The organism is Zeimonas arvi (assembly GCF_008039575.1).
Classification (GTDB): domain Bacteria; phylum Pseudomonadota; class Gammaproteobacteria; order Burkholderiales; family Burkholderiaceae_E; genus Zeimonas; species Zeimonas arvi.
This window is the reverse complement of the sequence record NZ_VDUY01000005.1, coordinates 232001-257925: the sequence shown is the minus strand read 5'-3', so window position 1 is coordinate 257925 and position 25925 is coordinate 232001. Positions and strand designations below refer to the sequence as shown.

General features: G+C 69.1%; 22 protein-coding genes and 1 pseudogene. 16 read left to right on the top strand and 7 right to left on the bottom strand.

What is annotated here, in order from left to right; genetic code table 11:
* Positions 1-44 precede the first annotated feature (44 nt).
* The 6 genes from FHP08_RS13660 (at position 45) to FHP08_RS13635 (ending at position 5377) form a co-directional block, all read left to right on the top strand.
* Positions 45-419, top strand: a complete 375-nt coding sequence (locus FHP08_RS13660; protein WP_147705027.1) for a Zn-ribbon domain-containing OB-fold protein — start codon at positions 45-47, stop codon at positions 417-419.
* 3 nt (positions 420-422) lie between these two features.
* The gene (locus FHP08_RS13655) at positions 423-1592 is read left to right on the top strand and encodes a thiolase (protein WP_147705026.1); all 1170 of its coding nucleotides are present in this window, start codon (positions 423-425) and stop codon (positions 1590-1592) included.
* Between the two features lie 34 nt (positions 1593-1626).
* On the top strand, positions 1627-2538 hold the full coding sequence (locus FHP08_RS13650) for an SDR family NAD(P)-dependent oxidoreductase (RefSeq protein ID WP_147705025.1): 912 nt from the start codon (positions 1627-1629) through the stop codon (positions 2536-2538).
* A 48-nt stretch (positions 2539-2586) separates the two neighbouring features.
* Positions 2587-3273, top strand: a complete 687-nt coding sequence (locus tag FHP08_RS13645; protein ID WP_147705024.1) for a hypothetical protein — start codon at positions 2587-2589, stop codon at positions 3271-3273.
* Positions 3274-3346: 73 nt separating this feature from the next.
* Positions 3347-4600: a CaiB/BaiF CoA transferase family protein gene (locus FHP08_RS13640; RefSeq protein ID WP_147705023.1), complete on the top strand. Its 1254-nt coding sequence runs from the start codon at positions 3347-3349 to the stop codon at positions 4598-4600.
* An 18-nt stretch (positions 4601-4618) separates the two neighbouring features.
* Positions 4619-5377: an SIR2 family NAD-dependent protein deacylase gene (locus tag FHP08_RS13635; RefSeq protein WP_147705022.1), complete on the top strand. Its 759-nt coding sequence runs from the start codon at positions 4619-4621 to the stop codon at positions 5375-5377.
* A gap of 76 nt (positions 5378-5453) precedes the next feature.
* Here the strand turns inward: FHP08_RS13635 and FHP08_RS13630 are convergent, their stop codons facing one another.
* Together FHP08_RS13630 and FHP08_RS13625 are read right to left on the bottom strand one after the other, a co-directional pair.
* Complete coding sequence (locus tag FHP08_RS13630) at positions 5454-8291, bottom strand: FG-GAP-like repeat-containing protein (RefSeq protein WP_147705021.1); 2838 nt, start codon at positions 8289-8291, stop codon at positions 5454-5456.
* A gap of 176 nt (positions 8292-8467) precedes the next feature.
* Positions 8468-9469 carry an META domain-containing protein gene (locus FHP08_RS13625; RefSeq protein WP_187272297.1) on the bottom strand — a complete coding sequence of 334 codons (1002 nt, stop codon included), beginning with the start codon at positions 9467-9469 and terminating at the stop codon, positions 8468-8470.
* A gap of 100 nt (positions 9470-9569) precedes the next feature.
* Between FHP08_RS13625 and FHP08_RS13620 the strand changes: the two genes are divergently transcribed.
* The 3 genes and pseudogenes from FHP08_RS13620 to FHP08_RS18645 all read left to right on the top strand — a co-directional run bounded on the left by FHP08_RS13620 (position 9570) and on the right by FHP08_RS18645 (position 11547).
* Positions 9570-10370: a hypothetical protein gene (locus FHP08_RS13620; protein ID WP_147705019.1), complete on the top strand. Its 801-nt coding sequence runs from the start codon at positions 9570-9572 to the stop codon at positions 10368-10370.
* Positions 10371-10646: 276 nt separating this feature from the next.
* Positions 10647-10892, top strand: a pseudogene (locus FHP08_RS18650) (type I restriction-modification system subunit M N-terminal domain-containing protein); the annotation flags it as partial.
* Between the two features lie 40 nt (positions 10893-10932).
* Positions 10933-11547, top strand: a complete 615-nt coding sequence (locus FHP08_RS18645) for a type I restriction-modification enzyme R subunit C-terminal domain-containing protein (protein WP_225879139.1) — start codon at positions 10933-10935, stop codon at positions 11545-11547.
* A gap of 43 nt (positions 11548-11590) precedes the next feature.
* Here the strand turns inward: FHP08_RS18645 and mnmE are convergent, their stop codons facing one another.
* The 5 genes from mnmE to rpmH all read right to left on the bottom strand — a co-directional run bounded on the left by mnmE (position 11591) and on the right by rpmH (position 15770).
* On the bottom strand, positions 11591-13051 hold the full coding sequence (gene mnmE, locus FHP08_RS13605) for a tRNA uridine-5-carboxymethylaminomethyl(34) synthesis GTPase MnmE (RefSeq protein WP_147705017.1): 1461 nt from the start codon (positions 13049-13051) through the stop codon (positions 11591-11593).
* Between the two features lie 130 nt (positions 13052-13181).
* The gene (gene yidC / locus FHP08_RS13600; RefSeq protein WP_147705016.1) at positions 13182-14903 is read right to left on the bottom strand and encodes a membrane protein insertase YidC; all 1722 of its coding nucleotides are present in this window, start codon (positions 14901-14903) and stop codon (positions 13182-13184) included.
* Positions 14904-14921: 18 nt separating this feature from the next.
* A complete protein-coding gene (yidD, locus tag FHP08_RS13595) occupies positions 14922-15215 on the bottom strand; it encodes a membrane protein insertion efficiency factor YidD (protein ID WP_147705015.1) in 294 nt (97 codons plus the stop codon).
* Positions 15212-15583 carry a ribonuclease P protein component gene (locus FHP08_RS13590; RefSeq protein ID WP_225879145.1) on the bottom strand — a complete coding sequence of 124 codons (372 nt, stop codon included), beginning with the start codon at positions 15581-15583 and terminating at the stop codon, positions 15212-15214. Before FHP08_RS13590 ends, yidD begins: the two co-directional genes overlap by 4 nt.
* A gap of 52 nt (positions 15584-15635) precedes the next feature.
* Complete coding sequence (gene rpmH / locus FHP08_RS13585; RefSeq protein ID WP_147705013.1) at positions 15636-15770, bottom strand: 50S ribosomal protein L34; 135 nt, start codon at positions 15768-15770, stop codon at positions 15636-15638.
* A 204-nt stretch (positions 15771-15974) separates the two neighbouring features.
* Between rpmH and dnaA the strand changes: the two genes are divergently transcribed.
* The 7 genes from dnaA (at position 15975) to FHP08_RS13550 (ending at position 25903) form a co-directional block, all read left to right on the top strand.
* Positions 15975-17462, top strand: a complete 1488-nt coding sequence (gene dnaA, locus FHP08_RS13580; protein WP_147705012.1) for a chromosomal replication initiator protein DnaA — start codon at positions 15975-15977, stop codon at positions 17460-17462.
* Positions 17463-17688: 226 nt separating this feature from the next.
* Positions 17689-18798, top strand: coding sequence for a DNA polymerase III subunit beta (dnaN, locus tag FHP08_RS13575; RefSeq protein ID WP_147705011.1), 1110 nt, complete (start codon positions 17689-17691; stop codon positions 18796-18798).
* A gap of 22 nt (positions 18799-18820) precedes the next feature.
* Positions 18821-21310 (top strand): DNA topoisomerase (ATP-hydrolyzing) subunit B, encoded by a 2490-nt coding sequence (gyrB, locus tag FHP08_RS13570; protein ID WP_147705010.1) that lies wholly within the window; start codon positions 18821-18823, stop codon positions 21308-21310.
* A 20-nt stretch (positions 21311-21330) separates the two neighbouring features.
* Complete coding sequence (locus FHP08_RS13565) at positions 21331-22536, top strand: acyl-CoA dehydrogenase family protein (RefSeq protein WP_147705009.1); 1206 nt, start codon at positions 21331-21333, stop codon at positions 22534-22536.
* 109 nt (positions 22537-22645) lie between these two features.
* The gene (locus FHP08_RS13560; RefSeq protein ID WP_147705008.1) at positions 22646-23344 is read left to right on the top strand and encodes a pirin family protein; all 699 of its coding nucleotides are present in this window, start codon (positions 22646-22648) and stop codon (positions 23342-23344) included.
* A 69-nt stretch (positions 23345-23413) separates the two neighbouring features.
* Positions 23414-24976 carry a thymidine phosphorylase family protein gene (locus FHP08_RS13555; protein ID WP_147705007.1) on the top strand — a complete coding sequence of 521 codons (1563 nt, stop codon included), beginning with the start codon at positions 23414-23416 and terminating at the stop codon, positions 24974-24976.
* 30 nt (positions 24977-25006) lie between these two features.
* On the top strand, positions 25007-25903 hold the full coding sequence (locus FHP08_RS13550; protein ID WP_147705006.1) for a ribose-phosphate diphosphokinase: 897 nt from the start codon (positions 25007-25009) through the stop codon (positions 25901-25903).
* The last annotated feature ends 22 nt before the right edge of the window (positions 25904-25925 follow it).

The following is a 25925-nucleotide window of genomic DNA, read 5'->3' as shown; positions in this document are numbered from 1 at the left end:
CCGACGCCCCCAACGTACATGAGAACGAACCCCGAGAGGTGCCGATGACCGCCGCCGGTCCGCAGAAGCAGTACTTCGACTCGCTCGCCGCCGGATCCTTCCGGATCCAGCGCTGCGAGGCCTGCTCGAACCACGTGTTCTATCCGCGCGTGCAGTGCACCCGCTGCGCCAGCGACCGGCTGGCCTGGGTCGAGCCTTCGGGCCTGGGCACGGTCTACTCGACCACCGTGTTCCGCCGCAAGCCCGCCGACGGCGGCGACCAGCAGATCGCGCTGGTCGATCTCGACGAAGGCGTGCGGATGATGAGCCGCGTCGAGAACGTCGACCCGGCGGCGGTTCGCATCGGCATGCGGGTGAAGGCCCGCATCGCGCAGCAGGACGGCGCGCCGCTCATCGTCTTCGACCCGGTGGAGGGCTGAGCGATGGCGCGCGCCCTGCGCGGAAAGACCGCGATCGTCGGCGTGGGCCACGCCGGCTTCGGCGACGCCTCGGGCTTCACCGAGATGGAGATCCTGACCCAGGCCGCCCTGGCCGCCTGCGCCGACGCCGGCATCAGCCTGCGCGAGATCGACGGCCTGGCCACCTGCAGCGTCACGTCGGGCATGTGGGGCATGGCGGTGGCCGAGAGCCTGGCCATCCGCCCGAAGTTCCTCGACAGCACGATGATCGGCGGCTCGAGCTTCGTCGAGCACCTGCTGCCGGCCATGCTCGCGCTCGACGCCGGTCTCTGCAACGCGGTGCTGGTCTGCTACGGCAGCACGCAGCGCAGCGGCACGGTCAACCGCGCCGCGATCGCCTCGGCGCGCAAGCTGCTCGACGCCCAGCCCTACGAGCATCCCTACGGTCCGGCCGCGCCCGCGCCCTCGTACGCGCTGGCCGCCGCCCGCCACATGCACCAGTACGGCAGCACCCGCGAGCAGCTCGCCGAGGTGGCGGTGGCCGCCCGCAGGTGGGCGATGCTCAACCCCGAGGCGCAGATGCGCGATCCGCTCACGATCGAAGACGTGATCGGCGCGCGCATGGTCGCCGACCCCCTCACCGTGCGCGACTGCTGCCTGGTCACCGACGGCGCCGGCGCCTTCGTGCTCACGCGCGCCGACCGCGCCCGCGACCTGGCCAAACCGCCGGTGCACGTGCTCGGCAACGCCACCGCGATCTGGCATCGGCAGATCTCCTCGCTGCCCGACCTGACCGTGACCGCCGCCAGCGAATCGGGCGCGCGCGCCTTCGAGATGGCCGGGATCACCGCGAAGGACGCCGACGTGGTCCAGCTCTACGACGCGTTCACGATCAACACGATCCTGTTCCTCGAGGATCTCGGCTTCTGCCCCAAGGGCGAGGGCGGGCGCTTCGTGGCCGACGGCGCGATCGCCCCGGGCGGCCGGCTGCCGGTCAACACCAACGGCGGCGGGCTTTCGTGCGTGCACCCGGGCATGTACGGCATCTTCATCATGATCGAGGCGGTGCGGCAGCTGCGCGGCGAGTGCGGCGCGCGGCAGGTGAACGGCGCGCGGATCGCGGTGGTCAACGGCAACGGCGGCGTGCTGTCGAGCCAGTCGACCGCGGTGCTGGGCACGGCAGACACGCTCTGACGGACGAGCGCGAACCGACACTCGGAGAGGGCGAATGGGCATGATGGAAGGCAAGGTCGTCGTCGTCACCGGCGCGGGCGGCGGCATCGGGCGCGGCATCGCGCTGGCCATGGCAGCTGCGGGCGGGCGCGTGGTGGCCAACGACCTCGGCGTGAGCCTCGGCGGCGAGGGCGCCGACGCGGGCCCGGCGCAGCGGGTGGCCGACGAGATCGTGGCCGCCGGCGGCCAGGCGGTGGCCAACACGGACACCGTGTCGACCTGGGCCGGCGCCCACAGGATCGTGCAGTGCGCGCTCGACCAGTTCGGCCGCATCGACGCGGTCGTCAACAACGCAGGCAACCTGCGCGACCGGATGTTCCACAAGATGAACGAGGATGAGTGGCGCAGCGTGATCGACGTGCACCTGCACGGCGCCTTCTTCGTGAGCCGCGCCGCCGCCAACCACTTCCGCGACCAGGAAGGCGGCGCCTACGTGCACATGACCTCCACCTCGGGGCTGATCGGCAACTTCGGCCAGGCCAACTACTCGGCGGCCAAGCTCGGCATCGTGGGGCTGTCGAAGTCCATCGCGCTCGACATGGCCCGCTACAGGGTGCGCTCGAACTGCATCGCGCCCTTCGCCTGGAGCCGGATGACCGACTCGATCCCGGCCACCACGCCCGAGGAGAAGGCGCGGGTCGAGCGCATGAAGAAGATGGAGGCCGGCAAGATCGCGCCGATGGCGGTGTTCCTGGCCAGCGACGCGGCCGCCGACGTGACCGCGCAGATCTTCGCGGTGCGCGCCAACGAGATCATGCTGATGGGCCAGTCGCGGCCGCTGCGCTCGGTGCACCTGGGCGAGGGCTGGACGCCCGAGGCCATCGCGGCCACCGCGATCCCGGCGATGCGCGGCCAGTTCTACCCGCTCGAGCGCTCGGGCGACGTGATCAGCTGGGATCCGATCTGAGAGGAATCTTCGGCACGCCTGCCGCAACGCTTTCGCAGTGAGCACGCATTGACCGAGCAAGAATTCCATCATCCCTTGCGCCCCTTCCTCAGGAACTGGCTCTGGGAGCACGGCCGCGTCGGCACCCGCTATCTCGACTGCGCCAACGGCGAGATCCGGTTCGACGAGGGCAAGAAGGCGCGCTTCGCCGCCGAGCAGCCGATCCACGTCCCGCTGGTCGCAAACGCCGGCGATGCTGCGATCGATACGGGGCCGGCCGTTCACGAAGCCGGGCTCGCGCAATTCCTGCGGGCCGCCCAGCTGGGCAGGCCGGAGGCAGCGGGGTCGCCCCCCGAGGTCCAGCGCGCGGTGCAGGACTGCGTCGAGATCGGCCTGGCCTGCGCGTATCAGCCCGACGCGCAAAGGGCCTGGGCGCGTTACGCGCTCGAGCCGTTGCTGCTCAGCGAGTCGCCGTTCATCGACTGGCGCGTGCGGGCCCGTCCGCCGGTGCCCTTCGTGTCGATGCCGCTCGGGCCGTACTGCCTGCTGGTCGGCACGCCGTCGAACAAGACCCGCCGCGCCGGCCCGGTGAGCTGGCAGAACGTCGTCGCGATGGGTCCGTTCAGGGACCACAACCGCCACATCGTCGAGACCGCACGCCTGTGGGTCGTTGCCACCGGCGACGAGCAGCTCGCCGCCCTGCAGGCGCGTTTCGCGCCGCCCGCGGCGCCGCAGCCTGCAGCAGGCGGCGCTTGAACCGCGTCCCCACGCGCAGCGCGTTTCGAGCGAGAATCCGCGGGCGCGACCGTTTCCAGCACTCTCCGAGACCATGACCACTCCCGACAAGAACTCCTCCGCCACGCCCCAGGCCCTGGCCGGCGTGCGCGTGCTCGACTTCTCCCGCGTGCTGGCCGGCCCCTGGTGCTCGCAGAACCTGGCCGACCTCGGCGCCGAGGTGATCAAGATCGAACGGCCGCGCACCGGCGACGACACCCGCAGCTGGGGCCCGCCCTGGCTGCGAGACAGCCACGACCAGGACACGCGCGACTCCACCTACTACGCGTCGACCAACCGCAACAAGCGCTCGGTCACGCTCGACGTGAGCAAGCCCGAAGGGCGCGCGCTGGCCCTCGAGCTGGCCAGGCAGTCGCAGGTCTTCATCGAGAACTTCAAGGTCGGCGACCTGGCCCGCTACGGGCTGGACTACGAGAGCCTGCGCAAGGTGAACCCGGCGCTGGTCTACTGCTCGATCACCGGCTACGGACAGAGCGGCCCGGACGCGCACAAGCCCGGCTACGACTTCGTCTTCCAGGGCCTGGGCGGGCTGATGAGCATCACCGGCGAGCGCGACGACCTGCCCGGCGGCGGGCCGCAGAAGGTCGGCGTGGCCGTCATCGACATGTTCACCGGCATGTACGCCACGGTGGCGGTGCTGGCCGCGCTGCGCCACGCCGAGCGCACCGGCGAGGGCCAGTACATCGACATGGCCCTGCTGGACACCTCGGTGGCCATCGGCGCCAACCAGATCCTCGGCTTCCTGAACAGCGGCAGGATCCCGCCGCGCTACGGCAACGCGCACGCCAACGTGGTGCCCTACAACGTGTTCGAGACCGCCGACGGCCACATGATCCTGGCGGTGGGCAACGACTCGCAGTGGCAGGGCTGCTGCCGCGCGATCGGGCGCCCCGACCTGGGCGCCGACGAGCGCTTCCGCCGCATGACCGACCGGATCGCCAACCGCAAGGCGTTGCTCGCCGACCTGGAGGCCCACCTGCGCACCCAGCCCTCGCGCCACTGGACCGAGGCGCTGGAGCGCGAAGGCGTGCCCTGCGGCCCGATCAACAACTACGCGCAGGTCATGGAAGAGCCGCAGGTCAAGCACCGCGGGCTGCAGCTCGAGCTGCCGCGCGGCGACGGCGGCCACGCGCCGAGCATCGCGAGCCCGCTCAAGCTGACCGGCACGCCGGTGCGCTACGAGAGCGGCCCGCCGCTGCTGGGCCAGCACACCGAAGCGGTCCTCGGCGGGCTGCTGGGGCTCGACGCGGCGCGGATCGCGGCCCTGCGCGACAAGGGCGTGCTGTAGGGACACGCCGGCCCGCCCATGACCGCAAGCAGCCCCGTCGAACGCGTCCGCCAGTGGATAGACGCCGCCGACCGCGTGGTCGCGCTCACCGGCGCCGGCATCTCCACGGAATCTGGCATCCCCGACTTCCGCGGCCCGCAGGGCGTGTGGACGCGCAACCCGGCTGCGGAAAAGCAGTCCACGATCCAGCACTACCTGGCCGACCCCGAGATCCGCAAGGCCTCCTGGCGCAGCCGGCTCGAGAACCCGGCCTGGACCGCCACGCCGAATGCCGGTCACCACGCGCTGGTCTCGCTCGAGCGGCGCGGCAAGCTGCACGCGCTGATCACTCAGAACATCGACGAACTGCACCAGCGCGCCGGGAACTCGCCGGACAAGGTCATCGAGGTGCACGGCACGATCCGCCGGACCATGTGCTGGCGCTGCGGCGAGCGCCGGCCCATGGAGGAAACGCTCGCGCGCCTGCGCGGCGGCGAGGAGGACCCGCGCTGCCTGTCCTGCGGCGGCATCCTGAAGAGCGACACGATCTCCTTCGGCCAGCAGCTGGTGCCCGAGGTCATCGACCGCGCGCTGCGGGTGGCCGGCGAGGCCGACCTGATGCTCGCGATCGGCTCCACGCTGCAGGTCTACCCGGTGGCCGGCGCGGTGCCGCTGGCCAAGGAGTCCGGCGCGAAGGTGGTCATCGTGAACGCCGAGCCCACCGCCATGGACGACCTGGCCGATGCGCGGCTGACCGGGCCGATCGGGGCCTTGCTGCCGGCGGTGTGCGGGGGCTGATCGGCGACGCTCTCTCGAGGTCTCGAGGCCGCGCAGGCGGGCCGAAGGCGAGTCGAGGCTGCGGGTCTCGGCCCCGTCATTCCACCCAGTAGTTGATGACCTCGAACTCCTGGCCGGACTGCGGGTCGGCCTGAAGGTAGGTGAACATGCCGAATCGATACTGTCTGGCCGCGAAGTTGGCTGCGTCGATGCTGCCGACGGTGCCGACGTAGGCCGTGCTCTGGCCATGGGTGACGCTGGTGCTGTGGCTGACCCCGCCGCCGAGCGCCACGCCGAACACGGCGGCTCCGACGGTGAGCTCCACTTCCAGTTCGGCGGACTTCGCGAGCGAGTTGCCGTAGCTGCTGTTGCGGCTGAAGTCGAGTGCCACTTCGGTTGCGCCGCGGCCCTGGCCGACGCCGACCACGTCGGTCACCAGCCCCGGCAAGGCATCGAGCGGGGCGAACTGACGCCACGGATTGTTGCCTGAGCGTGCCGGTTCATCGGGATCCACCTGCCAGCACCCCGGGCAGTCGAGGCGAATCTCGTCGAGCTGCGTGCGCCGCGCGCGGAGGATCTCGTCACGCTGCCACCGGTCGGGGTAGCTGTCGACGCGCCCGGCTGAATGCTGAAACACCGCAGCGTCGATCTTCAGGGCCGATGCCGTCGTATGGGCGTTGTAATAGCCGGCCTCGGACATGCGGATGACTGGCGTGCGCGGCAAGCCCAGGCGGTGGACCTCGCGCTCGGCGCCTATGTCCTCCATGTTCACCCGCGTGCTCGCGATGACCTCGTAGACATAGAAGTCGTAAGGCGTCGAGACGAACACGACGCTGTCTTCCATCGGGCCCGTCTCGAAACTGACCGACCGGGTCACCTCGTAGCTTTCGCTTCTGTGCCAGGCGAGCTCCTCGGACAGCGCCAGCTTCGCGGACAAGCCGAACACCTTGGTCGAGGCGTCCACGACGAATCCGGCGCCCGCCTGGTACTCCACCTCGAACCCAGCGATGATCCCGGCCTTGAAACTGATCTCGCGCTCGGCGTCGGTGCCTTGGATCTGGGCATTGCCCCAGGATGAGGTGCACGCCTCGGTGTTCTGGCCGATGTCCAGACCGCATGGCGGCGCCGCGATCGCGGCCAGCACGAGCGGCTCGGTCAGCGCGAACTCGTGGCGCAGGAACTGCAGCGTCTGGACGTCGCCCTCGTTCGACCCGTCCGCATCCAGCGCGACCAGGATCGGGTTGGCGTTCTGGCCGGGACGGATGGTCAGCGAGGGGTCGACGGTTTCGACCGGAATCCGGGCCAGCTGGATCAGATCGGGCGGCCCCGAAGGCGCCCCCGAGCCGTCCAGCCCCTGGTGCCAGCCATAGAGCCTGATGGCCTCGTCGCCGCCGCGATAGCTCACGATGTCGTCCCTGCCGTTGCCGTCCACGTCGCGCACCACGATCCGGGCGCTGTTCCGGTCGAAGACCAGCTCGACGTTCTCGTCGGGCATGATCACCGGCTGGGGCAGGACGAAGCCGGCGCTCTGCCACGCCCGGCCGTGCTCGGGGATGCCGGTGAACACGAACTGGTTGGCCTGGATGTCGGGTTCCCGGTCGTTGTCGAAGTCCAGCACGTTGACCTGGAGGAAGCGGATCGCCCGGTCGGCCGGGCTGTTCTTGCAGTAGCCCGGGTAGAGCTGGCCCCCGTCGGCGTCGCTGCTGAACGCAGTCTGGGTCCGGGCGATGCCCTGGCCGGTGAAGTCGTAGACGAGCAGCAGGTAGCGCAGGGTTCCGGGGTTGCCGTCGGCGTCTTGATTGCACGAGGGCGCCACCGTCAGGTCGGCCAGTCCGCCGAAGACGATCTCGTTGACCCAGTCGCCATCGAGATCGCCGATCGCGATGTCGGCCACCTGCGCGTGATAGGTCGCGGAGCTGGTGACCACCGACAGCGTGTCGGCGAGGCGCTCCGCGAAGTCGTGCCTGGCATCGTCGAGAACGAAGGCGCGTGTCGCCGCCTGGTCGGGAATCGCCCGCGTGCCGACGAATTCGTTGAGCACCAGAACGATCTCGTCCGCCGCGTCGTAGTCGACGTTCCCCGGCTCGAGCACGGTGCTGGCGTGAACGTCGCTCGCGAGCGTCGACTGGAAGATCCGTGCGTGACGCACGACGAGGTTGCCGGCGGATGCGGCGAGCGCGAGCAGGGCCGTCCTCGTCGGCCTTCCGGGGCTCGCCACCTGGCTGATGCTGGCAACGATCTCCGAACGGCCGTCCGCATCGAAGTCACCCGCCGCAACCCGGACATCGCCGATCGGCAGGACGTCCGACGGAACGGCCACCACAAACGACTCCTCGGTCGATGCGCCATGGGCCAGGTCGGCGATGTGGATCCTGAGCTGGCCCGAATCCGAGTGCGCGACGATCAGTTCGTCGTGCCCGTCGCCATCGAGATCTCCCCCGACGGCATCGCGAAGGGTCACGGGTGGCACCCTCTCGGATACGCCATCTTCCCTGGCCCAGCGCGCCTGCAATGCACCGAGCGAAAGGATCGGGGACGGGGCGATGTCGGGACCGCTGTCCGGCATCGCCAGGTTGTCGAGCACGACGAACGAATCGGCCGCTCCCCGCAGCGTAAAGCCGCCGAGGATCCATTCCATCGGCGCCCCGATCCGGGTATGGCCGGCATCGTCGCTTGCGATCTTGAGACGATGGCCGAACGGCGAAAAGTCCTCGGGAAGCGCGACGCCGTCGTTGCCGATCCGCGGAGAAGGCTCGGTCGCAACGCCGAGCAGGTTCAGCGAGTCCGCGAGCTTGTCGGGCAGCGCGAGCGAAGCCGGATCGCCGCCGTCGGTCGCCCCGTCCCCTGTCGCGACGCCCGTTCCGGAGCCGCAGCCTGCCATCACGCTCATCGAGACGATGGCGGCGGCCAGGTATTGAGCGCGAGATCCCGTCATGCTGCCCTCCCGTGCCGGGGGCGGCGTCCGCCATCGGATACGGGCGGTGCCGGAAGCGTTGCGGAGATGCGGTTTGCCACTGGCGGCAATGCCGCAGCTTAATACCCATCTCCGGCACCGGGCAAGCATGCACTCGGCGCCCGTTCGCCGCATGCGGCGCCGAACCCGCGAATCGCTCAGTTTCCTCTGGCCACGATCCTGCGGCCGTCCGATGCGACGAGCGCCAGCGCGCCGTCGGCCGCGATCTCGAAGCGCCGCACCTGCGCCATCAGGCCCAGGAAGCGCTGCTCCTGCTGCATCAGCGCGGGCGCGCAGGCCATCTTCGTGGTGAGCATCCGGCCCAGCGTCAGCCCTTCTCCGGTCAGCTCGTAGGCGCCGGAGTAACGGTTGCACGAAGCGGCGCCGGCCACCCGGCCATCGTCGCCGAAGCGCAACGTGACCCGCGATCCGTCGACGATCCCGGCCCCGCCGATGTCCTCGACCCGCCACTCGGGGCCCTGCAGCAAGGCGGCCGGCTCCCCGCCGCAGCCCTGGTACGCCCTGCCTTGGTAGTCGATGCGAACCGACTTCGGATAGGGCATGCCGGTCATCGTGTCGGCGCAGTGCGCGTCCGAAGCGGTCACGGTCAGCGGACCGCCGGCCGCCTGCAGCGACCATGTCATCGCGCCGGCCGACGCCACCGGCTCGCCCGAACGGCGGAAGACCCGCACGCTGCCGTCGGCGGTCTCGAAGCGCAGCTGCGGGCCGTAGATCTCCAGCCGCCAGCCGGGCTCGTTGCCCGTAGCGCGGAAAGCCTGGGACCCGTGCGCGACCACGCGGCACCCGGGCAAGGGCTCGCCGCGCAGCGTGACCACGGCCCGCTCGCCGCGGCTCCAGAAGGTGGTCGCGGGGTCGGCCTCGGCCTCGAACTTCGCGCCCGAGGCGGCCGGCACCGGGCGCAGCGCGAAAAGCTCATCGCCCGCCCGCAGTTGCATCCGGTCGCCGGCGTAGCCGACGGTGAGCACCCGATCGTCGCAGCGCAGCTTCACCGCGAAGGCCTCCTCGCGCACGCCGTGTTCGCCGGCCAGTACCCGCCCCGCCGGGGGCGCGTCGGGCACTGCCGCGCAGGCGGACAGCGCGAGGACAAACGGGAGCACCCAGATGTGCCACGAACGATCACAGGCGCGCGAACGCATCATCGACAGCCTCCTTGAGCGAGATTCGAAATCGGTCGAGATCAGGCGCATGCTACGTGTCGAGCGCGCCGTCCCGTCGCATGGCCGACCATCGGAGACCCCATTGACCGAGCAAGAATCGCTGCACCCATTGCGCCCCTTCCTGAAGAACTGGCTCTGGGCACACGGCCGCGTCGGAACCCGCTATCTGGACTGCGCCACCGGCGAAATCGGGTTCGACGAGGGCAAGAAGGCGCGCTTCGCCGCCGAACGGCAGATCCACGTGTCGCTGGCCGCGAACGCCGACGATGCCGTGCTCGGCCCGCCGGCCGTGCATGAAGCCGGCCTCGCGCAGTTCCTGCGCGCCGCCCAGCTCGACCGGCCGGAGGCAGCGGGTTCCGTTGCCGAGGTCCAGCGCGCGGTGCAGGACTGCATCGACCTCGGCCTGGCCTGCGCGTATCAACCCGATGCGCAGCGGGCCTGGGCACGCTACGCGCTCGAGCCGATGTTCGACGACGAGATCCGCGCCGCAGTCGTCGCCGACATTCGCCGAAAGTACCTCGGAATGCGCGCGCAACTGGCCTTGTACGACTTCACCGTCTTCCACGGCCTGCCCGAGCCGCTGCTGCTCAGCGAGTCGCCGTTCATCGATTGGCGGGTGCGGGCCCGCCCGCCGATGCCCTTCGTGTCGATGCCGCTGGGCCCGTATTGCCTGCTGGTCGGCACGCCGTCCAACAAGACCAGCCGGGCCGGCCCGGTGGCCTGGAAGAGCGTCGTCGCGATGGGCCCGTTCAAGGACCATAACCGCCACATCTTCGAGACCGCGCGCCTGTGGCTGGTCGCCACCACTGACGAGCAGCTCGCCGCCCTGCAGGCGCGTTTCGCACCTCCCGAGTCACGAGAGCCGGAGGCCGATCGCGGATAAGCGACGCTCGTCACGTTCGCGAACGCGCCGCTGGGCCGCAGCGCCGAAGCGCCGGGCACCGGGCACATGGTCCCGCTCACGCACGCGCGGCAGGTGGCCCGTAACCTTCGTGCGCATATCAGGCGATGAACAAGTAGGCGGCTCGGCCCCGTCTCACTCCCTTCCGGCGCTGGACGATCCCGCATAGATTGCACAGAATTCGACACTTTCACGCCGGGAGCCGGCCGTGCGCTTCAACTCGAGCGACGTCGTACCAGGAACTGAGAGACCCTCCTCATGATCACCGGCAACATCAAGAGCCAGATCGACCAGATCTGGAACGCCTTCTGGTCCGGCGGCATCTCCAACCCGCTGGAGGTGATCGAGCAGATCACCTACCTGCTCTTCCTGCGCCGCCTGGACGACCTGCACACGCTGGAGGAGAACAAGTCCGCCCGGCTCAAGAGGCCGATGGAGCGGCGGGTCTTCCCCGAGGGCAATGACCCCAAGGGCCGCCCTTACGAGGACTTGCGCTGGTCGCGCTTCAAGCACTTTGCCCCCGGCGACATGTTCGCCGTTACCCATGCTCGAGGCGATGCGCCGCCGCCTGCGCGACCTGATGAAGCTCATCGAGAAGCAGAAGCGCAAGCCCATCTACACCGATTTCGAGGACGACTTAGGAAACGAGATACCGGTCGCGCTGCCGGGCTTTGGCCACGGCACCGACTACGCGAAATTCCGAGCCAAGGCTCAGGCCTTCCTGCGCGCGCATCGGGACCACATTGCGATTCACAGGTTGAGGATGAACAAGTCGTTGACCGCTGCCGATCTCGCTGAGCTTCAACGCATGCTCGCCGAAAGCGGCGTTGGCGGAGCGGAGGACCTCCAACGCGCCGCCCAGGAGTCCCAAGGGCTGGGGCTCTTTGTGCGCTCACTGATCGGTCTTGACCGCCAGGCCGCAAAGGAAGCCTTGGCCGGATTCCTCAACGGAAAGTCTCTCGGCGCCAACCAGATCGAGTTCGTGAATTTGATCGTGGAACACCTCACCGAGCATGGCGTAATGGACGCAGCGATGCTCTACGAGTCCCCGTTCACGGACCTGACGCCTCGCGGGCCCGACGGGCTCTTCAGCTCGACGCAGGTAGATGAGCTACTCACAGCGATCGAACAGGTGCGCCTGACCGCCATTGCGGTCTGAGGGAATCCAGTCAGCCTGGCGTCGTACCGCCCAGCAATCCGCTTCACTTTCCGATGCAGAACCTGCTGAAGATCACCCCCAGCAGGTCGTCGGCGCTGAACTCGCCGGTGATCTCGTTCAGCCGCTCCTGAGCCAGCCGCAGCTCCTCGGCGAACAGGTCGAGCCGGCTGTTGCCCTGCTGTCCGTGGGCCGCGGCGGTGGCGGAATGCGCCGCGGCCGCTCGCAAGGCCACCAGGTGACGCTCGCGCGCGATGAACGCCGACTCGCCCGCGCCCTGCCAGCCGGCCAGCGCCAGCAGCTCGCGGCGCAGCAGGTCGACACCCTCGCCGGTGCGCGCCGACAGCCACAGCCGTTCGGGCAGGCCGCCCTCGGCCGCCTCGACCCGCGCGCCCTCGCCGGACAGGTCGATCTTGTTGAACACCCGCAGCACCGGCACGCCGGGTCGCAACCGGCGCGCCAGCTCGTCTTCGATCGACGCGGCGGAGCGGGTCGCGGACAGCGCCGACGGATCGGGCGACACGGCCGCGGCCGCGGCGCTCGCCGCTTCCTCGCCTTCGCGCGCCGCGCCACGGTCGGCCACCGCATCGAGCAGGTGCAGCACCACGTCGGCTTTCTCGGCCTCGGCCCAGGTGCGGGCGATGCCGATCCGCTCGACCTCGTCCTGCGTATCGCGCAGGCCGGCCGTGTCGATGATGTTGAGCGGCACGCCTTCGATCTGGATGGCCTGCGCCACCCGGTCGCGGGTGGTGCCGGCGATCGGCGTCACGATCGCCACCTCGGCGCCGGCCAGCGCGTTCAGCAGCGAGCTCTTGCCCACGTTGGGCTCGCCGACCAGCACCACGTTCAGGCCCTCGCGCAGCAGCGCGCCCTGCCGGGCCTCGGCCAGCACCGCGTCGAGCCGCGCGCGCACGCGCGCCAGCCGTCCCAGCGCATCGGCGGCCTCGAGGAAGTCGATCTCCTCTTCCGGGAAGTCCAGCGTGGCCTCGACCAGCATTCGCAGCTCGACGAGCTCGTCGACCAGGTCGTGGATCCGCTTCGAGAATTCGCCGGACAGGGAGCGCGTGGCCGAGCGCGCCGCCTGCTCGGTGCTCGCGTCGATCAGGTCGGCAACCGCCTCGGCCTGGGCCAGGTCGAGCTTGTCGTTGAGGAAGGCGCGCTGCGTGAACTCGCCGGGCTGGGCCAGCCGCAGCCCGATCGGCGCGCCGGCCTCGAGCACCCGGCGCAGCAGCAACTGCATCACCACCGGGCCGCCGTGCCCCTGCAGTTCCAGCACGTCCTCGCCGGTGTAGGAGTGCGGCGCCGGAAAGTGGAGGGCGATGCCGCGATCGATCTCGCCGCCGTCGGCATCGAAGAAGGGCCCGTAGGTGGCATGCCGCGGCGCCAGCGCCCGCCCCAGCAGCCCGTCGATCACACAGCCCAGGTCCGCCCCCGACACCCGCACCACGCCGATCCCGCCGCGCCCCGGCGCAGTGGCGATCGCAGCGATCGGCGAACTGTCGGTCATCGATAACCTCCGTGGAAGCGGCCGTGCAAGGCATGGACCGGGAAGCGCACAGTATCCCCCGCGACGCCCACCCGCAAAACGACAGCGGCGCCCGCAGGCGCCGCCGAAGCCACCCTGCTTCCTTCTCGCTTCAACCCTTGAGCTTCTTCGCCGCCATCTGATCGTTGATCTTCCGGGTGATCAGCCACTGCTGGATGATCGAGTAGATGTTGTTCACCAGCCAGTACAGGACCAGGCCCGCCGGGAAGAAGAAGAACATGACCGAGAACACCAGCGGCATGATGGTCATCATCTTGGCCTGCATCGGATCCGGCGGCGTCGGATTGAGCTTGACCTGGATGAACATCGTGCCGGCCATGATCAGGGGCAGGATGTAGAACGGGTCCGGATTGGACAGGTCCTTGATCCAGCCGATCCAGGGCGCGTCGCGCATTTCCACCGAGGCGAGCAGCACCCAGTACAGCGCGATGAACACCGGGATCTGCACCACGATCGGCAGGCAGCCGCCGAGCGGGTTGATCTTCTCGGTCTTGTACAACTCCATCATCGCCTGGTTCATCTTCACGCGATCGTTGCCGTAGCGCTCGCGGATCTGCGTGAGCCGCGGCGTGACCGCCTTCATCCGCGCCATCGACCGGTAGCTGGCCGCCTGCAACGGGAAGAAGATCGTCTTGATGACGATGGTGAGCAGCACGATGGCCCAGCCCCAGTTGCCCACGATGCCGTGCAGGAACTGAAGCAACCAGTGGATCGGCTTGGCGATCACGGTGAGCCAGCCGTAGTCGACCGCCAGGTCCAGCCCCGGCGCTGTCTCCTCGAGCATCGTCTGATCCTGCGGACCAGCCAGCAGGCGCGACTCGACCGTGGTCGACGCGCCTGGTGCAATCTGCGCCAGCGGCTGCTTGATGCCGACCGAATACAGGTTGTCGCCCACCTTGCGGGTGTAGAACTCGCGCGTCACCTTCTCGGCCGGGATCCAGGCCGATACGAAGTAGTGCTCGATGATGCCGGCCCAGCCGTCAGTGGCGGTGGTCGAGTGCTTGGCCTTGTTCTTCTCGATGTCGCCGAACGCGACCTTCTGGAACTTGTCGGCGTCGGTGTAGATCACCGGCCCGGTATAGGTGCTGTAGAACTTCGAGCCGCCGGCCGGCGAGTCGCCGTCGCGGGTCAGCTGCATGTACAGCGTCGGTTGCACCGGTTCGCCGGAAAGATTGGTGACCACGTCCTTCACGTCGATGACGTAGGCGCCGCGCTTCAGCGTGTAGGTACGGGTGAGCTTCAGGCCGCCGCTCTCGCCCACCAGGGTCAGCGACACCGCGTCGGCGCTGCCGCCGAGCTCGCGGGCCCCCTTCTCGCCGTCGGCGGGAACCATCGGCGTGCGGTGAGTCGGGAATGCGGCGCCCTCGGGGCCGCCGATCAGACCGCTCTGCGCCACGTAGACCGACCCGCCCTCGTTCTTGAGCAGCACGAATCGGCTGCCGTCCTTGGCGATCAGGTCGCGATGCCTGAGCAGCTCCGCTCGGCGAACCACGCCGCCCACCGGATCGATCTCGAGCGCCAGCACGTCGTTGGCCAGGCGGATGGGCTGGGTCGCCGAGGCCGCGCTGCCGGCCGGCGCGTCACCCGCCGGCGCAGCTGCGCCGGGTGCGGGCACGGCGGCCGTCGGCGCGGGCGGAATCGAAGCGTCGGCCGGGGCGCCATCCTTGCCTTCGCCGCTCCCGGCGCCCGCCTGCTGCGTGGCCGGTGCGCCGCCGAACATCGACGGCTGCCCGTTGTGCTTCTGCCAGGCATCCCAGAGAAACAACAGGGACATCGAGAACACGATCCAGAGGATCATTCGCTGGGTCTGCATGGTTCGGCGATCGTTGGACTAGCGGTTAAAGGGTCGATGGCACTGGCAGCGCAGGCGCGAACCCAGGCCGGCGCCAGGGCCCTCGCCTGGCTGGTCGAGCCGCTCGGGCACCTCGTCGATGCCGCCCGGATTGAACGGATGGCAGCGCGCGAAACGACGCAGGGCCAGCCAGCCACCGGCCAGCGCGCCGTGCCGTTCGACGGCCTGCAACGCGTAGTCGGAGCAACTCGGCAGGAACCTGCAGCGAGGCGGGAAAAGCGGGCTGATCGCGAGCCGGTAGGCGCGCACCAGCATCATCAGCAAGGCTTTCATGGCGTGCCGCGGCGCAGCGTAACAGAGTTTCGCTGCCAGGCCGTCCGCTGCAGGCCCAGGTCCGCGAACAACGCGTCGAGTTCCTCGCGCACGCCCTTGCGCCGGCGTCTCACGCCGGCTTCGGCGAACCAGTCGGGGCGGCGGCGCAGCTTCACCAGCACGGCCAGCGGCTGGCGCGACAGGCCCGAGGCCCGCCAGGCCTCGCGCGCGATGCGCCGGATCAGGTTGCGATCGACCGCGCGGACCAGCTGGCGCTTGGGGACCGCGAGGAAGAGCACACCGGCGCAAGCAGTGCCGGCGTCTGACGCAGGCAGCGGCTTCCAGTGCATGAGGAAATGGTCGCCGACGGCTCCGGGCCGGCTGCGCAGCAGCCGCGCGACGAAGTCGGGCGAAAGCGCTGAGGACGAAGCGCCCAGCGGCTCAGATGCCGAGACGCTTGCGGCCCTTGGCGCGACGCGCGTTCAGGACTCTGCGGCCGCCGCGGGTCTTCATGCGGACGAGGAAACCGTGGGTGCGCTTGCGGCGCGTGACCGAAGGCTGGAAAGTACGTTTCATGTTCGGGGCTCCCCCAAGTGGGAAAAAGCTCTGGAAGGGAAAAAGCTCTGAGAAGGGAAAAAGCTTGGGAAAAGCCTTTCATTACAGCCCATACAGGGGCAGGCTGTCAATTCGGTGCTCGGCAAGATATCCACAGGCAGGGTAAAATAGTCGGCTTTCCAGGCCCCTATTTCTGATCCCGTTTCCCAGGACGCCGTCCCCCAGATGCTCGACCAATGGCTCGCCTGCGTGGCCCGACTCGAAAACGAGGTCCCCGCGCAGCAATTCAAACCATGGATCAAGCCACTGGTGTATCTGGGCTATGACGAAAGTGAGCGCGTGCTCAGGCTGGGCGTGCCGAACCACTTCAAACTGAACTGGGTCAAGTCCCAGTTCGAATCGCGGATCGAGGCCATCGCGCGCGAAGCCATCGATCCGCAGCTCAGCGTGCGCTTCGAAATCCACCGGGCCGAGCAGGACTCTCCGCCGGCCCGGCGCCCGGCGCCGGCGGTCGGGCTCAACGGATCGGCAGCGCCCGGCGCGAGCATCGATCCACACGCCGGTGACCTGCAAGGCGATGACCTGGCCGAGTTCGCCGTGCCTTCCCGCGCTGGTGCGCACGGCGGATCGCCCAGCCAGGATCCCTACCTGGCCGACCCCTTCGCGCCCGATCCGGCCTCGTCGCCCGATTCGCAGACCCGGCTGCGCCCCGAGCTCACCTTCGACTCCTTCGTGCACGGCAAGGCCAACCAGATGGCCTGGTCGGCCGCGCTGCAGGTGGTCGAGCGCCCCGGCACCTCGTACAACCCGCTCTTCCTCTACGGCGGCGTGGGCCTGGGCAAGACCCACCTGCTGCACGCGGTGGGCAACGCGATCCTCGACCGCTCGCGCGGCGCGCGGGTGCGCTACATCCACGCGCAGGACTACTTCGACGAAATGGTCCGCGCGATCCAGCGCAAGTCCATCCAGGACTTCAAGCGCAAGTACCAGCAGCTCGACCTCCTGCTGGTCGACGACATCCAGTTCCTCGGCGGCAAGGAGCGCACGCAAGAGGAATTCTTCTACACCTTCGAGGCCCTGCTCTCCGCGCGCAAGCAGCTGATCATCACCAGCGACACCTACCCGAAGGAGCTGTCGGCCTTCGAGGACCGCCTGGTCTCGCGCTTCGGCTCGGGCCTGATCGTGGAGATCGAGCCGCCCGAGCTGGAAATGCGGGTGGCCATCCTGCTCAAGAAGGCCGAGCAGTCGGGCGAGAAGCTCCCCGACGAGGTCGCCTACTTCGTCGCCAAGAACCTGCGCTCGAACGTGCGCGAGCTCGAAGGCGCGCTGCTGCGCGTGATCGCCTTCGCCCGCTTCCGGGGCCGGCAGCTCTCGGCGGAGCTGGCCCGCGAGGCGCTGAAGGACCTGCTCGAGCTGTCACGGCCGCCGATCTCGATCGAGTCCATCCAGAAGACCGTCGCGGACTTCTTCAAGATCAAGACCGCCGACATGTACAGCAAGCGCCGGCCCGCGCACATCGCGCGCGCCAGGCAGGTGGCCATGTACTTCGCCAAGGAGCTCACCCAGAAGAGCTTCCCCGAGATCGGGGAGGCCTTCGGCGGACGCGACCACACCACGGTGATGCACGCGGTCAAGCGCATCGCCGAACTGCGCCAGCACGACCAGGAGTGGAACCGCCAGCTCCACGTCCTCGAACAGACGCTCCGGGGATGAGCGGTGCACAGCTTCCTGAACATCGGTCGAACAAGCATGGGGTCCAATGTGGACAACCCGCCTGTTCTTTGGGCAGCCCCGACTTGTCCCACCGGGTCCCCAGCCCGGGGCACGCGTTCTCCCGGCGCCGGAATCGGCCGCAGACCCAGCACCGACGCGGGCCTCGCCCACTTGTCCACAGACTAGTTCTCAGTACATCCAACAACAGCAACAGGAATCAAGAGCAATGCTTTTCATCAAAGCCGACCGCGACGCGATCCTGAAACCGCTCCAGACGGTGGCTGGAATCGTGGAGCGCCGCCACACGCTGCCGATCCTCGCGAACGTGCTGTTGCGCAAGCAGGGGCCTGCCGTGTCCTTCCTTGCGAGCGATGTCGAGATCCAGGTCCAGACCACCGCCGAGCTCGGGGCGGGTCCGGAAGAAGCCGCCACCACCGTGTCGGCCAAGAAACTGATCGACATCCTGCGGGCCATGCCCGAAGGCGTCGAGGTCTCGATCAAGCTGGCCGACAAGCGCGCCACGATCCAGGCCGGCAAGAGCCGCTTCGCGCTGCAGACGCTTGGCGCCGAGGACTTCCCCACCGTGGCGGTCAACGAGCAGTTCAGCGCCTCGTTCTCCCTGCCGCAGAAGCAGCTCAAGCACCTGTTCCAGATGGTCCATTTCGCGATGGCCCAGCAGGACATCCGCTACTACCTGAACGGCCTGCTGCTGGTCACCGATGGCGACCACGTGCGTGTGGTGGCCACCGACGGTCACCGGCTGGCCTACTGCCAGGCGCAGGTCGAGGGCGCGCAGCTCGCTCGGCAGGAAGTGATCATCCCGCGCAAGACCGTGCTGGAGCTGCAGCGCCTGCTCGGGGACACCGACGAGCCGGTGCATCTCGACGTGTCCGGCAACCAGGTCCGCCTGCGTTTCGGCGAGGTGGAAATGGTCTCCAAGCTGGTCGAGGGCAAGTTCCCCGACTACCAGCGCGTGATCCCCTCGGGCTACAGCAAGCACATGATCTGCAGCCGCGAGGTGCTGGCCGCATCGCTGGCGCGCGCCTCGATCCTCACCTCGGACAAGTTCAAGGGCGTCCGCCTGAGCCTGGCCCCCGGCCTGCTCAAGGTGCAGACCAGCAACGCCGAGCAGGAAGAGGCGGCCGACGAGATCGAGGTCGACTACACCGCCGATCCGGTCGAGATCGGCTTCAACGTGGGCTACCTGCAGGACGTGCTCGCCAACCTGAAGACCGAGCAGGTCCAGATCGACTTCGGCGATGCCAACACGAGCGCCCTGCTCACGGTTCCCGGCGACGGGGACTTCAAGTACGTCGTGATGCCGATGCGCATCTGAAGCCCGGCATCCAAGGAAGATCATGACCCAGGCAGCACAGAGCTACGATTCCTCGTCCATCCAGATCCTCGAGGGTCTCGAGGCGGTCCGCAAGCGGCCCGGCATGTACATCGGGGACACCTCCGACGGCACCGGCCTGCACCACCTGGTCTTCGAGGTGGTCGACAACTCGATCGACGAGGCGCTCGCCGGCTACTGCGACGAGATCGTCGTCACCATCCACACCGACAACTCGATCTCGGTCACCGACAATGGCCGCGGCATCCCCACCGGCATCAAGTGGGACGACAAGCACGAGCCCAAGCGCAGCGGCGCCGAGATCGCGATGACCGAGCTGCACGCCGGCGGCAAGTTCAACCAGAACAGCTACAAGGTGTCGGGCGGCCTGCACGGCGTGGGCGTGTCCTGCGTGAACGCGCTGTCCAGGTGGCTGCGGCTCACCGTGCGCCGCGACGGCAAGGTGCACTTCATCGAGTTCGAGCGCGGCTTCGTGAAGGACCGCATCGTCGAGGACCAGCAAGGTGTCCAGGTGTCGCCCATGGCGGTCATCGGCGACACCAACCTGCGCGGCACCGAGGTGCACTTCCTGGCCGACGAGCAGATCTTCACCAACATCGACTACCACTACGAGATCCTCTCCAAGCGCCTGCGCGAGCTCTCGTTCCTGAACAACGGCGTCAAGATCAAGCTGGTCGACCAGCGCACCGGCAAGGTCGAGGACTTCGCCTTCGCCGGCGGCGTGCGCGGCTTCGTCGAGTTCATCAACAAGAACAAGACCGCGCTGCACCCCACCGTGTTCCACGCCATGGGCGGCAAGGACCTCGACAACGGCCTGGCGATCACGGTCGAGGTCGCCATGCAGTGGAACGACAGCTACACCGAGCAGGTGCTCTGCTTCACCAACAACATTCCGCAGCGCGACGGCGGCACGCACCTCACCGGCCTGCGCGCGGCGATGACCCGCGTCATCAACAAGTACATCGACGAGCACGAGTTCGCCAAGAAGGCCAAGGTCGAGACCGGCGGCGACGACATGCGCGAGGGCCTGACCTGCGTGCTGTCGGTCAAGGTGCCCGAGCCCAAGTTCAGCTCGCAGACCAAGGACAAGCTGGTGTCCTCCGAGGTGCGCGGCCCGGTGGAAGAAATCGTGGCCAAGGCGCTCGAGGACTTCCTGCTCGAGAAGCCGATCGACGCCAAAGCGATCTGCGGCAAGATCGTCGACGCTGCCCGCGCCCGCGAAGCCGCCCGCAAGGCGCGCGACATGACCCGCCGCAAGGGCCTGCTCGACGGCGTGGGCCTGCCCGGCAAGCTGGCGGACTGCCAGGAAAAAGACCCGGCCAAGTCCGAGATCTTCATCGTCGAGGGCGACTCCGCAGGCGGCTCGGCCAAGCAGGGCCGCGACCGGAAGTTCCAGGCCATCCTCCCGCTGCGCGGCAAGGTGCTGAACGTGGAGAAGGCCCGCTTCGACAAGCTGATCTCGTCGGAGCAGATCGCCACGCTGATCACCGCGCTGGGCACCGGCATCGGCCCCGAGTACGACGTGGCCAAGCTGCGCTACCACCGCATCATCATCATGACCGACGCGGACGTGGACGGCAGCCACATCCGCACCCTGCTGCTCACCTTCTTCTACCGGCAGATGCCGGACCTGGTCGAGCGCGGCCACATCTACATCGCGCAGCCGCCGCTCTTCAAGGTCAAGCACGGCCGTGACGAGCGCTACCTGAAGGACGAGCACGAGCTCAACCAGTACATGCTGCGGCATGCGCTCGACGGCGCCTCGCTGCTGCCCTCGGTCGGCGCCGAGCCCATCGCCGGCGACGCACTGGGCGAGCTGGCCCGCAAGTACCTGGTGGCCGAGGCGGTCATCGACCGGCTGGCGCGCATCATCGACGCCGACGCGCTGCGCGCGATCCTCGACGGCGTGGCCATCGACCTGTCGGGCGAAGGCGTCGCGCGCGCCTCGGCCGAGAAGCTGGCCAAGGGCATGCTGCGCTACATGCCGCCCACCTCGGCCGACGCGCCCACCGTGCGCGCCAGCTACGACGACCGCCACGAGAAGTGGATGCTGGTCATCGAGCGCAAGCACCACGGCAACATCAAGGCCAGCGTGATCGACGCCGAGTTCCTGGTGACGGCCGACTACCGCGCGCTGACCGACTGCGCGATCACCCTGGCCGGCTTGATCGGCCAGGGTGCCGAGATCCGGCGCGGCGAAGGCGAGAAGCAGAAGGCGCAGCCGGTGGCCGACTTCCGCGCCGCGATGCGCTGGCTGCTCGCCGAAGCCGAGCGTGGCGTGAGCCGCCAGCGCTACAAGGGCCTGGGCGAGATGAACGCCGAGCAGTTGTGGGAGACCACGATGGACGCCAGCGTGCGGCGACTGCTGAGGGTGCAGATCGAGGACGCCATTGCCGCGGACCAGATCTTCACCACGCTGATGGGCGACGAGGTCGAGCCGCGAAGGGCGTTCATCGAGCAGAACGCGTTGGTGGCGAGGAATATCGACGTTTGAGGACTTGCGTCGGAGACCCCATGCTCATCGAGTTCTCCCCCCGCGTCCAGGACCTGCAGCGCCGGCTCGGCGACTTCATGCAGGAGCACGTCTACCCGAACGAGCAGCGCTACTACCGCGAGGCCGAGGAGCTCGGTCCCTGGTCGGTCTACCCGGTCGTCGAGGAGCTCAAGCCCAAGGCGCGCGCGGCCGGCCTGTGGAACCTGTTCCTGCCCGCCAGCGAGCACGGCGCGGGGCTGTCCAACTTCGACTACGCGCCGCTGTGCGAGATCATGGGCCGCTCGCACCTGGCGCCCGAGGTGTTCAACTGCTCGGCGCCCGACACCGGCAACATGGAGGTGCTGGCGCGCTACGGCACGCCCGAGCAGCAGGAGCGGTGGCTGAAGCCCCTGCTGGCCGGCGAGATCCGCTCCTGCTTCGCGATGACCGAGCCGAAGGTGGCCTCGAGCGACGCCACCAACATCGAGTCGTCGGTCGTGCGCGACGGCGACGAGTACGTGATCAATGGTCACAAGTGGTACACGACCAACGCCACCGACCCGCGCTGCCGCATCGCGATCTTCATGGGCAAGTCGGACCCGGACAACCCGGACCGTTACCGTCAGCAATCGATGATCCTGGTGCCGATGGACACGCCCGGGGTGAAGGTCGTTCGCCCGATCGGCGTGTTCGGCTTCTACGGCGTGCCGGACCGCGCGTCCGAGGTCGTCTTCGAGAACGTGCGCGTGCCGGCCGCCAACATGCTGCTGGGCGAGGGGCGCGGCTTCGAGATCGCGCAGGGGCGCCTCGGGCCCGGGCGCATCCACCACTGCATGCGGCTGATCGGCCTGGCCGAGCGCATGCTCGAGATCATGTGCCGGCGCACGCTGTCGCGCACCGCCTTCGGCAAGAAGATCGCCGAGCAGGGCGTCACGGTGGAGCGGATCGCCGAGTCGCGCATCCTGATCGACCAGGCGCGGCTGCTCACGCTGAATGCCGCGCGCAAGATGGACCTGGTCGGCAACAAGGCCGCGCGGGCCGAGATCGCGATGATCAAGGTGGCGGCGCCGAACATGGCCTGCAAGGTGATCGACTGGGCGATCCAGGCCTACGGCGGCGGCGGCACGAACAACGACGTGGGCCTGGCCTCGGCCTACGCCACCGCGCGGCTGCTGCGCCTGGCCGACGGGCCCGACGAGGTGCACCGGCAACAGATCGGCAGGCTGGAGCTGGCCAAGTACAAGTGAGCCGTCGTCGTTCCGCCTGCGCAACGATGAAACCCGCGACGCCTGTCTGTTCCGAGGCGGCCTGCGCCCCTATATTCGACTCATGATCATCCAATTTCAGGAGTGACCCATGGTCGAGCGCAGGCCTTTCGAAGCACTCGGTGGCGCCAATCACGGCTGGCTGGACGCCAAGCACCACTTTTCGTTCGCCGGCTACCACGACCCGGAGCGCATGAGCTGGGGCGCGCTGCGCGTGTGGAACGACGACACGATCGCGCCGGGCACCGGCTTTCCGCCGCATCCGCATTCGGACATGGAGATCGTGACCTACGTGCGCGAGGGCGCGATCACGCATCGCGACAACCAGGGCAACCTGGGTCGCACCGAGGCGGGCGACGTTCAGGTGATGAGCGCCGGCACCGGCATCGTGCACAGCGAGTTCAACCTGGAGTCGGGCACCACGCGGATCTTCCAGATCTGGATCATGCCGAACAAGCGCTCCGCGCCGCCGGCCTGGGGCGCCCGGCCCTTCCCGGGCGCCGATCGGGCGGGCCGCTTCGTGGCGCTGGCCAGCGGCTACGAAGGCGACGGCGAGGCCCTTCGCATCAACGCCGACGCCCGCGTGCTCGGCGCGCGGCTTAAGGCCGGCGAGTCGATCCGGCATCCGCTCGCCGAAGGGCGCCGCGCCTACCTGGTGCCGGCCACCGGCAGCGTCGAGGTCAACGGGACGGTGCTGCATACCCGCGATGGCGGCGCGATCCGGGACGAGCAGGCGCTGACGATCACGGCGCTGGAAGACGCTGAACTGGTGCTCGTCGAGACCGCCTGAGGCAACGCGCGCCGATCGCCCGCGAACTGCCCGATTCGCCCTCCGGCGAATCGGGCAAACTCTCGCTCCATGAGCGAGCCGATCCTCCCGATCCGCCGCGTCGGGATCGACACCTGGCGCGAGAACGTCGTCTTCCTGCATCGCGACTGCCCGGTGGTCCGCGCGGCCGGCTTCCAGGCGCTGGCCAAGGTGCGGGTGCAGGCCAACGGCAAGACGCTGATCGGGGTGCTCAATGTCGTCGATGACGACGCCATCTGCCCGCCCTGTGAGCTCGGCCTGAGCGAGGAGGCCTTCCGGCGCCTGGGCGCCGAGCCCGGGCGGCCGGCGCGCATCGAGCAGGCCGAGCCGCCGCCGTCGATCGCAGCGCTGCATCGCAAGATCGCCGGCGACCGCCTCGAGGAACACGACCTGCATGCGATCGTGCAGGACATCGCGGCGGCCCGTTACTCCAAGATCGAGCTGGCGGCCTTCGTGGTGGCCACCAACCAGTTCGAGCTGGACCGCGACGAGGTGCTGCACCTCACCGAGGCGATGATCGCCACCGGCCAGCGAATCGACTGGCAGCGCGAGATCGGCGCAGGTCCGATCGTGGACAAGCACTGCATCGGCGGCATTCCCGGCAATCGCACGTCGATGCTGGTGGTGCCGATCGTGGCCGCGCACGGCATGCTGTGCCCCAAGACCTCTTCGCGCGCGATCACCTCGCCGGCGGGCACCGCCGACACGATGGAGGTGCTGGCCGAAGTCGAGCTGCCGCTCGACCGCATGAAGGACATCGCCCGCGCCACCCATGGCTGCCTCGCCTGGGGCGGCACCGCGGATCTCAGCCCCGCCGACGACATCCTGATCTCGGTGGAGCGGCCGCTGGGCATCGATTCGCCGGGGCAGATGGTGGCCTCGATCCTGTCCAAGAAGATCGCGGCCGGGGTCACGCACCTGGTGCTGGACCTTCCGGTGGGGCCGACCGCCAAGGTGCGCAGCATGTCGGCCGCACAGCGCCTGAAGCGCCTGTTCGAGTACGTGGCCGCGCGGCTGCGCCTGGAGCTCGACGCGGTGATCACCGACGGCCGCCAGCCGATCGGTCGCGGCATCGGTCCGGTGCTCGAGGCGCGCGACGTGATGCAGGTGCTGGCCAACGATCCGCAGGCGCCGCAGGACCTGCGCCAGAAGGCGCTGCGCCTGGCCGGCCGGGTGATCGAGTTCGACCCCGACGTGCGCGGCGGCGACGGTTACCGGATCGCGCGCGACATCCTGGATTCGGGGCGCGCGCTGGCCAAGATGAACGCGATCATCGACGCGCAGGGCCGGCGCGCCGAGCCGCAGCAGCCGGGGGCGATCGGCTTCGAGGTGACCGCGCCGGCCGACGGCACGGTGATCGGCGTCGACAATCTCCGGCTCGCCCGCATCGCCCGGACGAGCGGTGCGCCGCAGGTGCGCGGCGCCGGCGTGGACCTGTTCGTGAAGCTGGGCGAAACGGTTCGGGCCGGCCAGCCGCTGTACCGGGTGCACGCGCAGTTCGACGCGGACCTGGAATTCGCGCGCCAGCTGGTGGGCCGCGGCAACGGGTTCACGCTCGGCGCGCCCGAGCAGGTGCCGCGGGAATTCGCTTCGGCGCCGGGCGATGTGCGCTGAGCTCGCCGTCGCGATGAGCGGAGCGAAGCGATGAGCCTGCTGCTGGCCTTCGACGACGAGCGCGCGCTCGCCGAGCGCCTGGCGCAGGCTGCCGGCCTGCCCCTGGCCTTCGTGGCGCGGCACCGGTTCCCGGACGGCGAATCGCGGCTGCGCCTGCCCCCTGCCCTGCCCGCGCACACGGTCCTGCTGCGCGGCCTGCAGCAACCGAACGCGAAGCTGACCGAGCTGATGCTGGCTGCGGCCGGCGCGCGCGAGCTCGGCGCTCGGCGGCTGACGCTGGTGAGCCCTTATCTCGCCTACATGCGGCAGGACACGGCGTTCACGCCCGGCGAGGTCGTGAGCCAGCGCCACGTCGGGCGCGCGCTCGCGGCATGGTTCGATGCGGTGATCACGGTCGACCCGCACCTGCACCGAGTGTCGACGATGGACGAGGTCGTGCCCGGTCGGCGCGGCGTCGCGCTGTCGGCCGCGCCCTTGCTCGGCGAATGGGTCGCCCGGCGGCAACCCGATGCGCTGCTGCTCGGGCCCGACGAGGAATCGCTGCAGTGGGCGCGCGCGGCGGCCGCGGCGGGCGGGCTGGACCACGCCGTGTGCCGCAAGCTGCGACACGCCGACCATGAGGTCGAGGTCGAGCTTCCCGGGCTCGAGCTGCGCGGCCGTGCGGTCGTCCTGCTCGACGACGTGGCCAGCACCGGCCGCACCCTGGTCGAGGCGGCGCGAGGCGCGCTCGCACGGGGCGCGGCCACCGTCGACGTGGCGGTGACGCATGCCCTGCTCGTCGGGGATGCGCTGGAACAGCTGCGCGCAGCCGGCGTGCGCGAGGTGTGGAGCACCGACAGCGTGCCGCATCCGAGCAACGTGGTGTCGATCGCGCCGATGCTGGCGCGGGCGCTGTCGTCGAGCGAGCGGCCTTCGGCCGCGCGTTGATCGAGTCGCCGGCCGGCGGTTC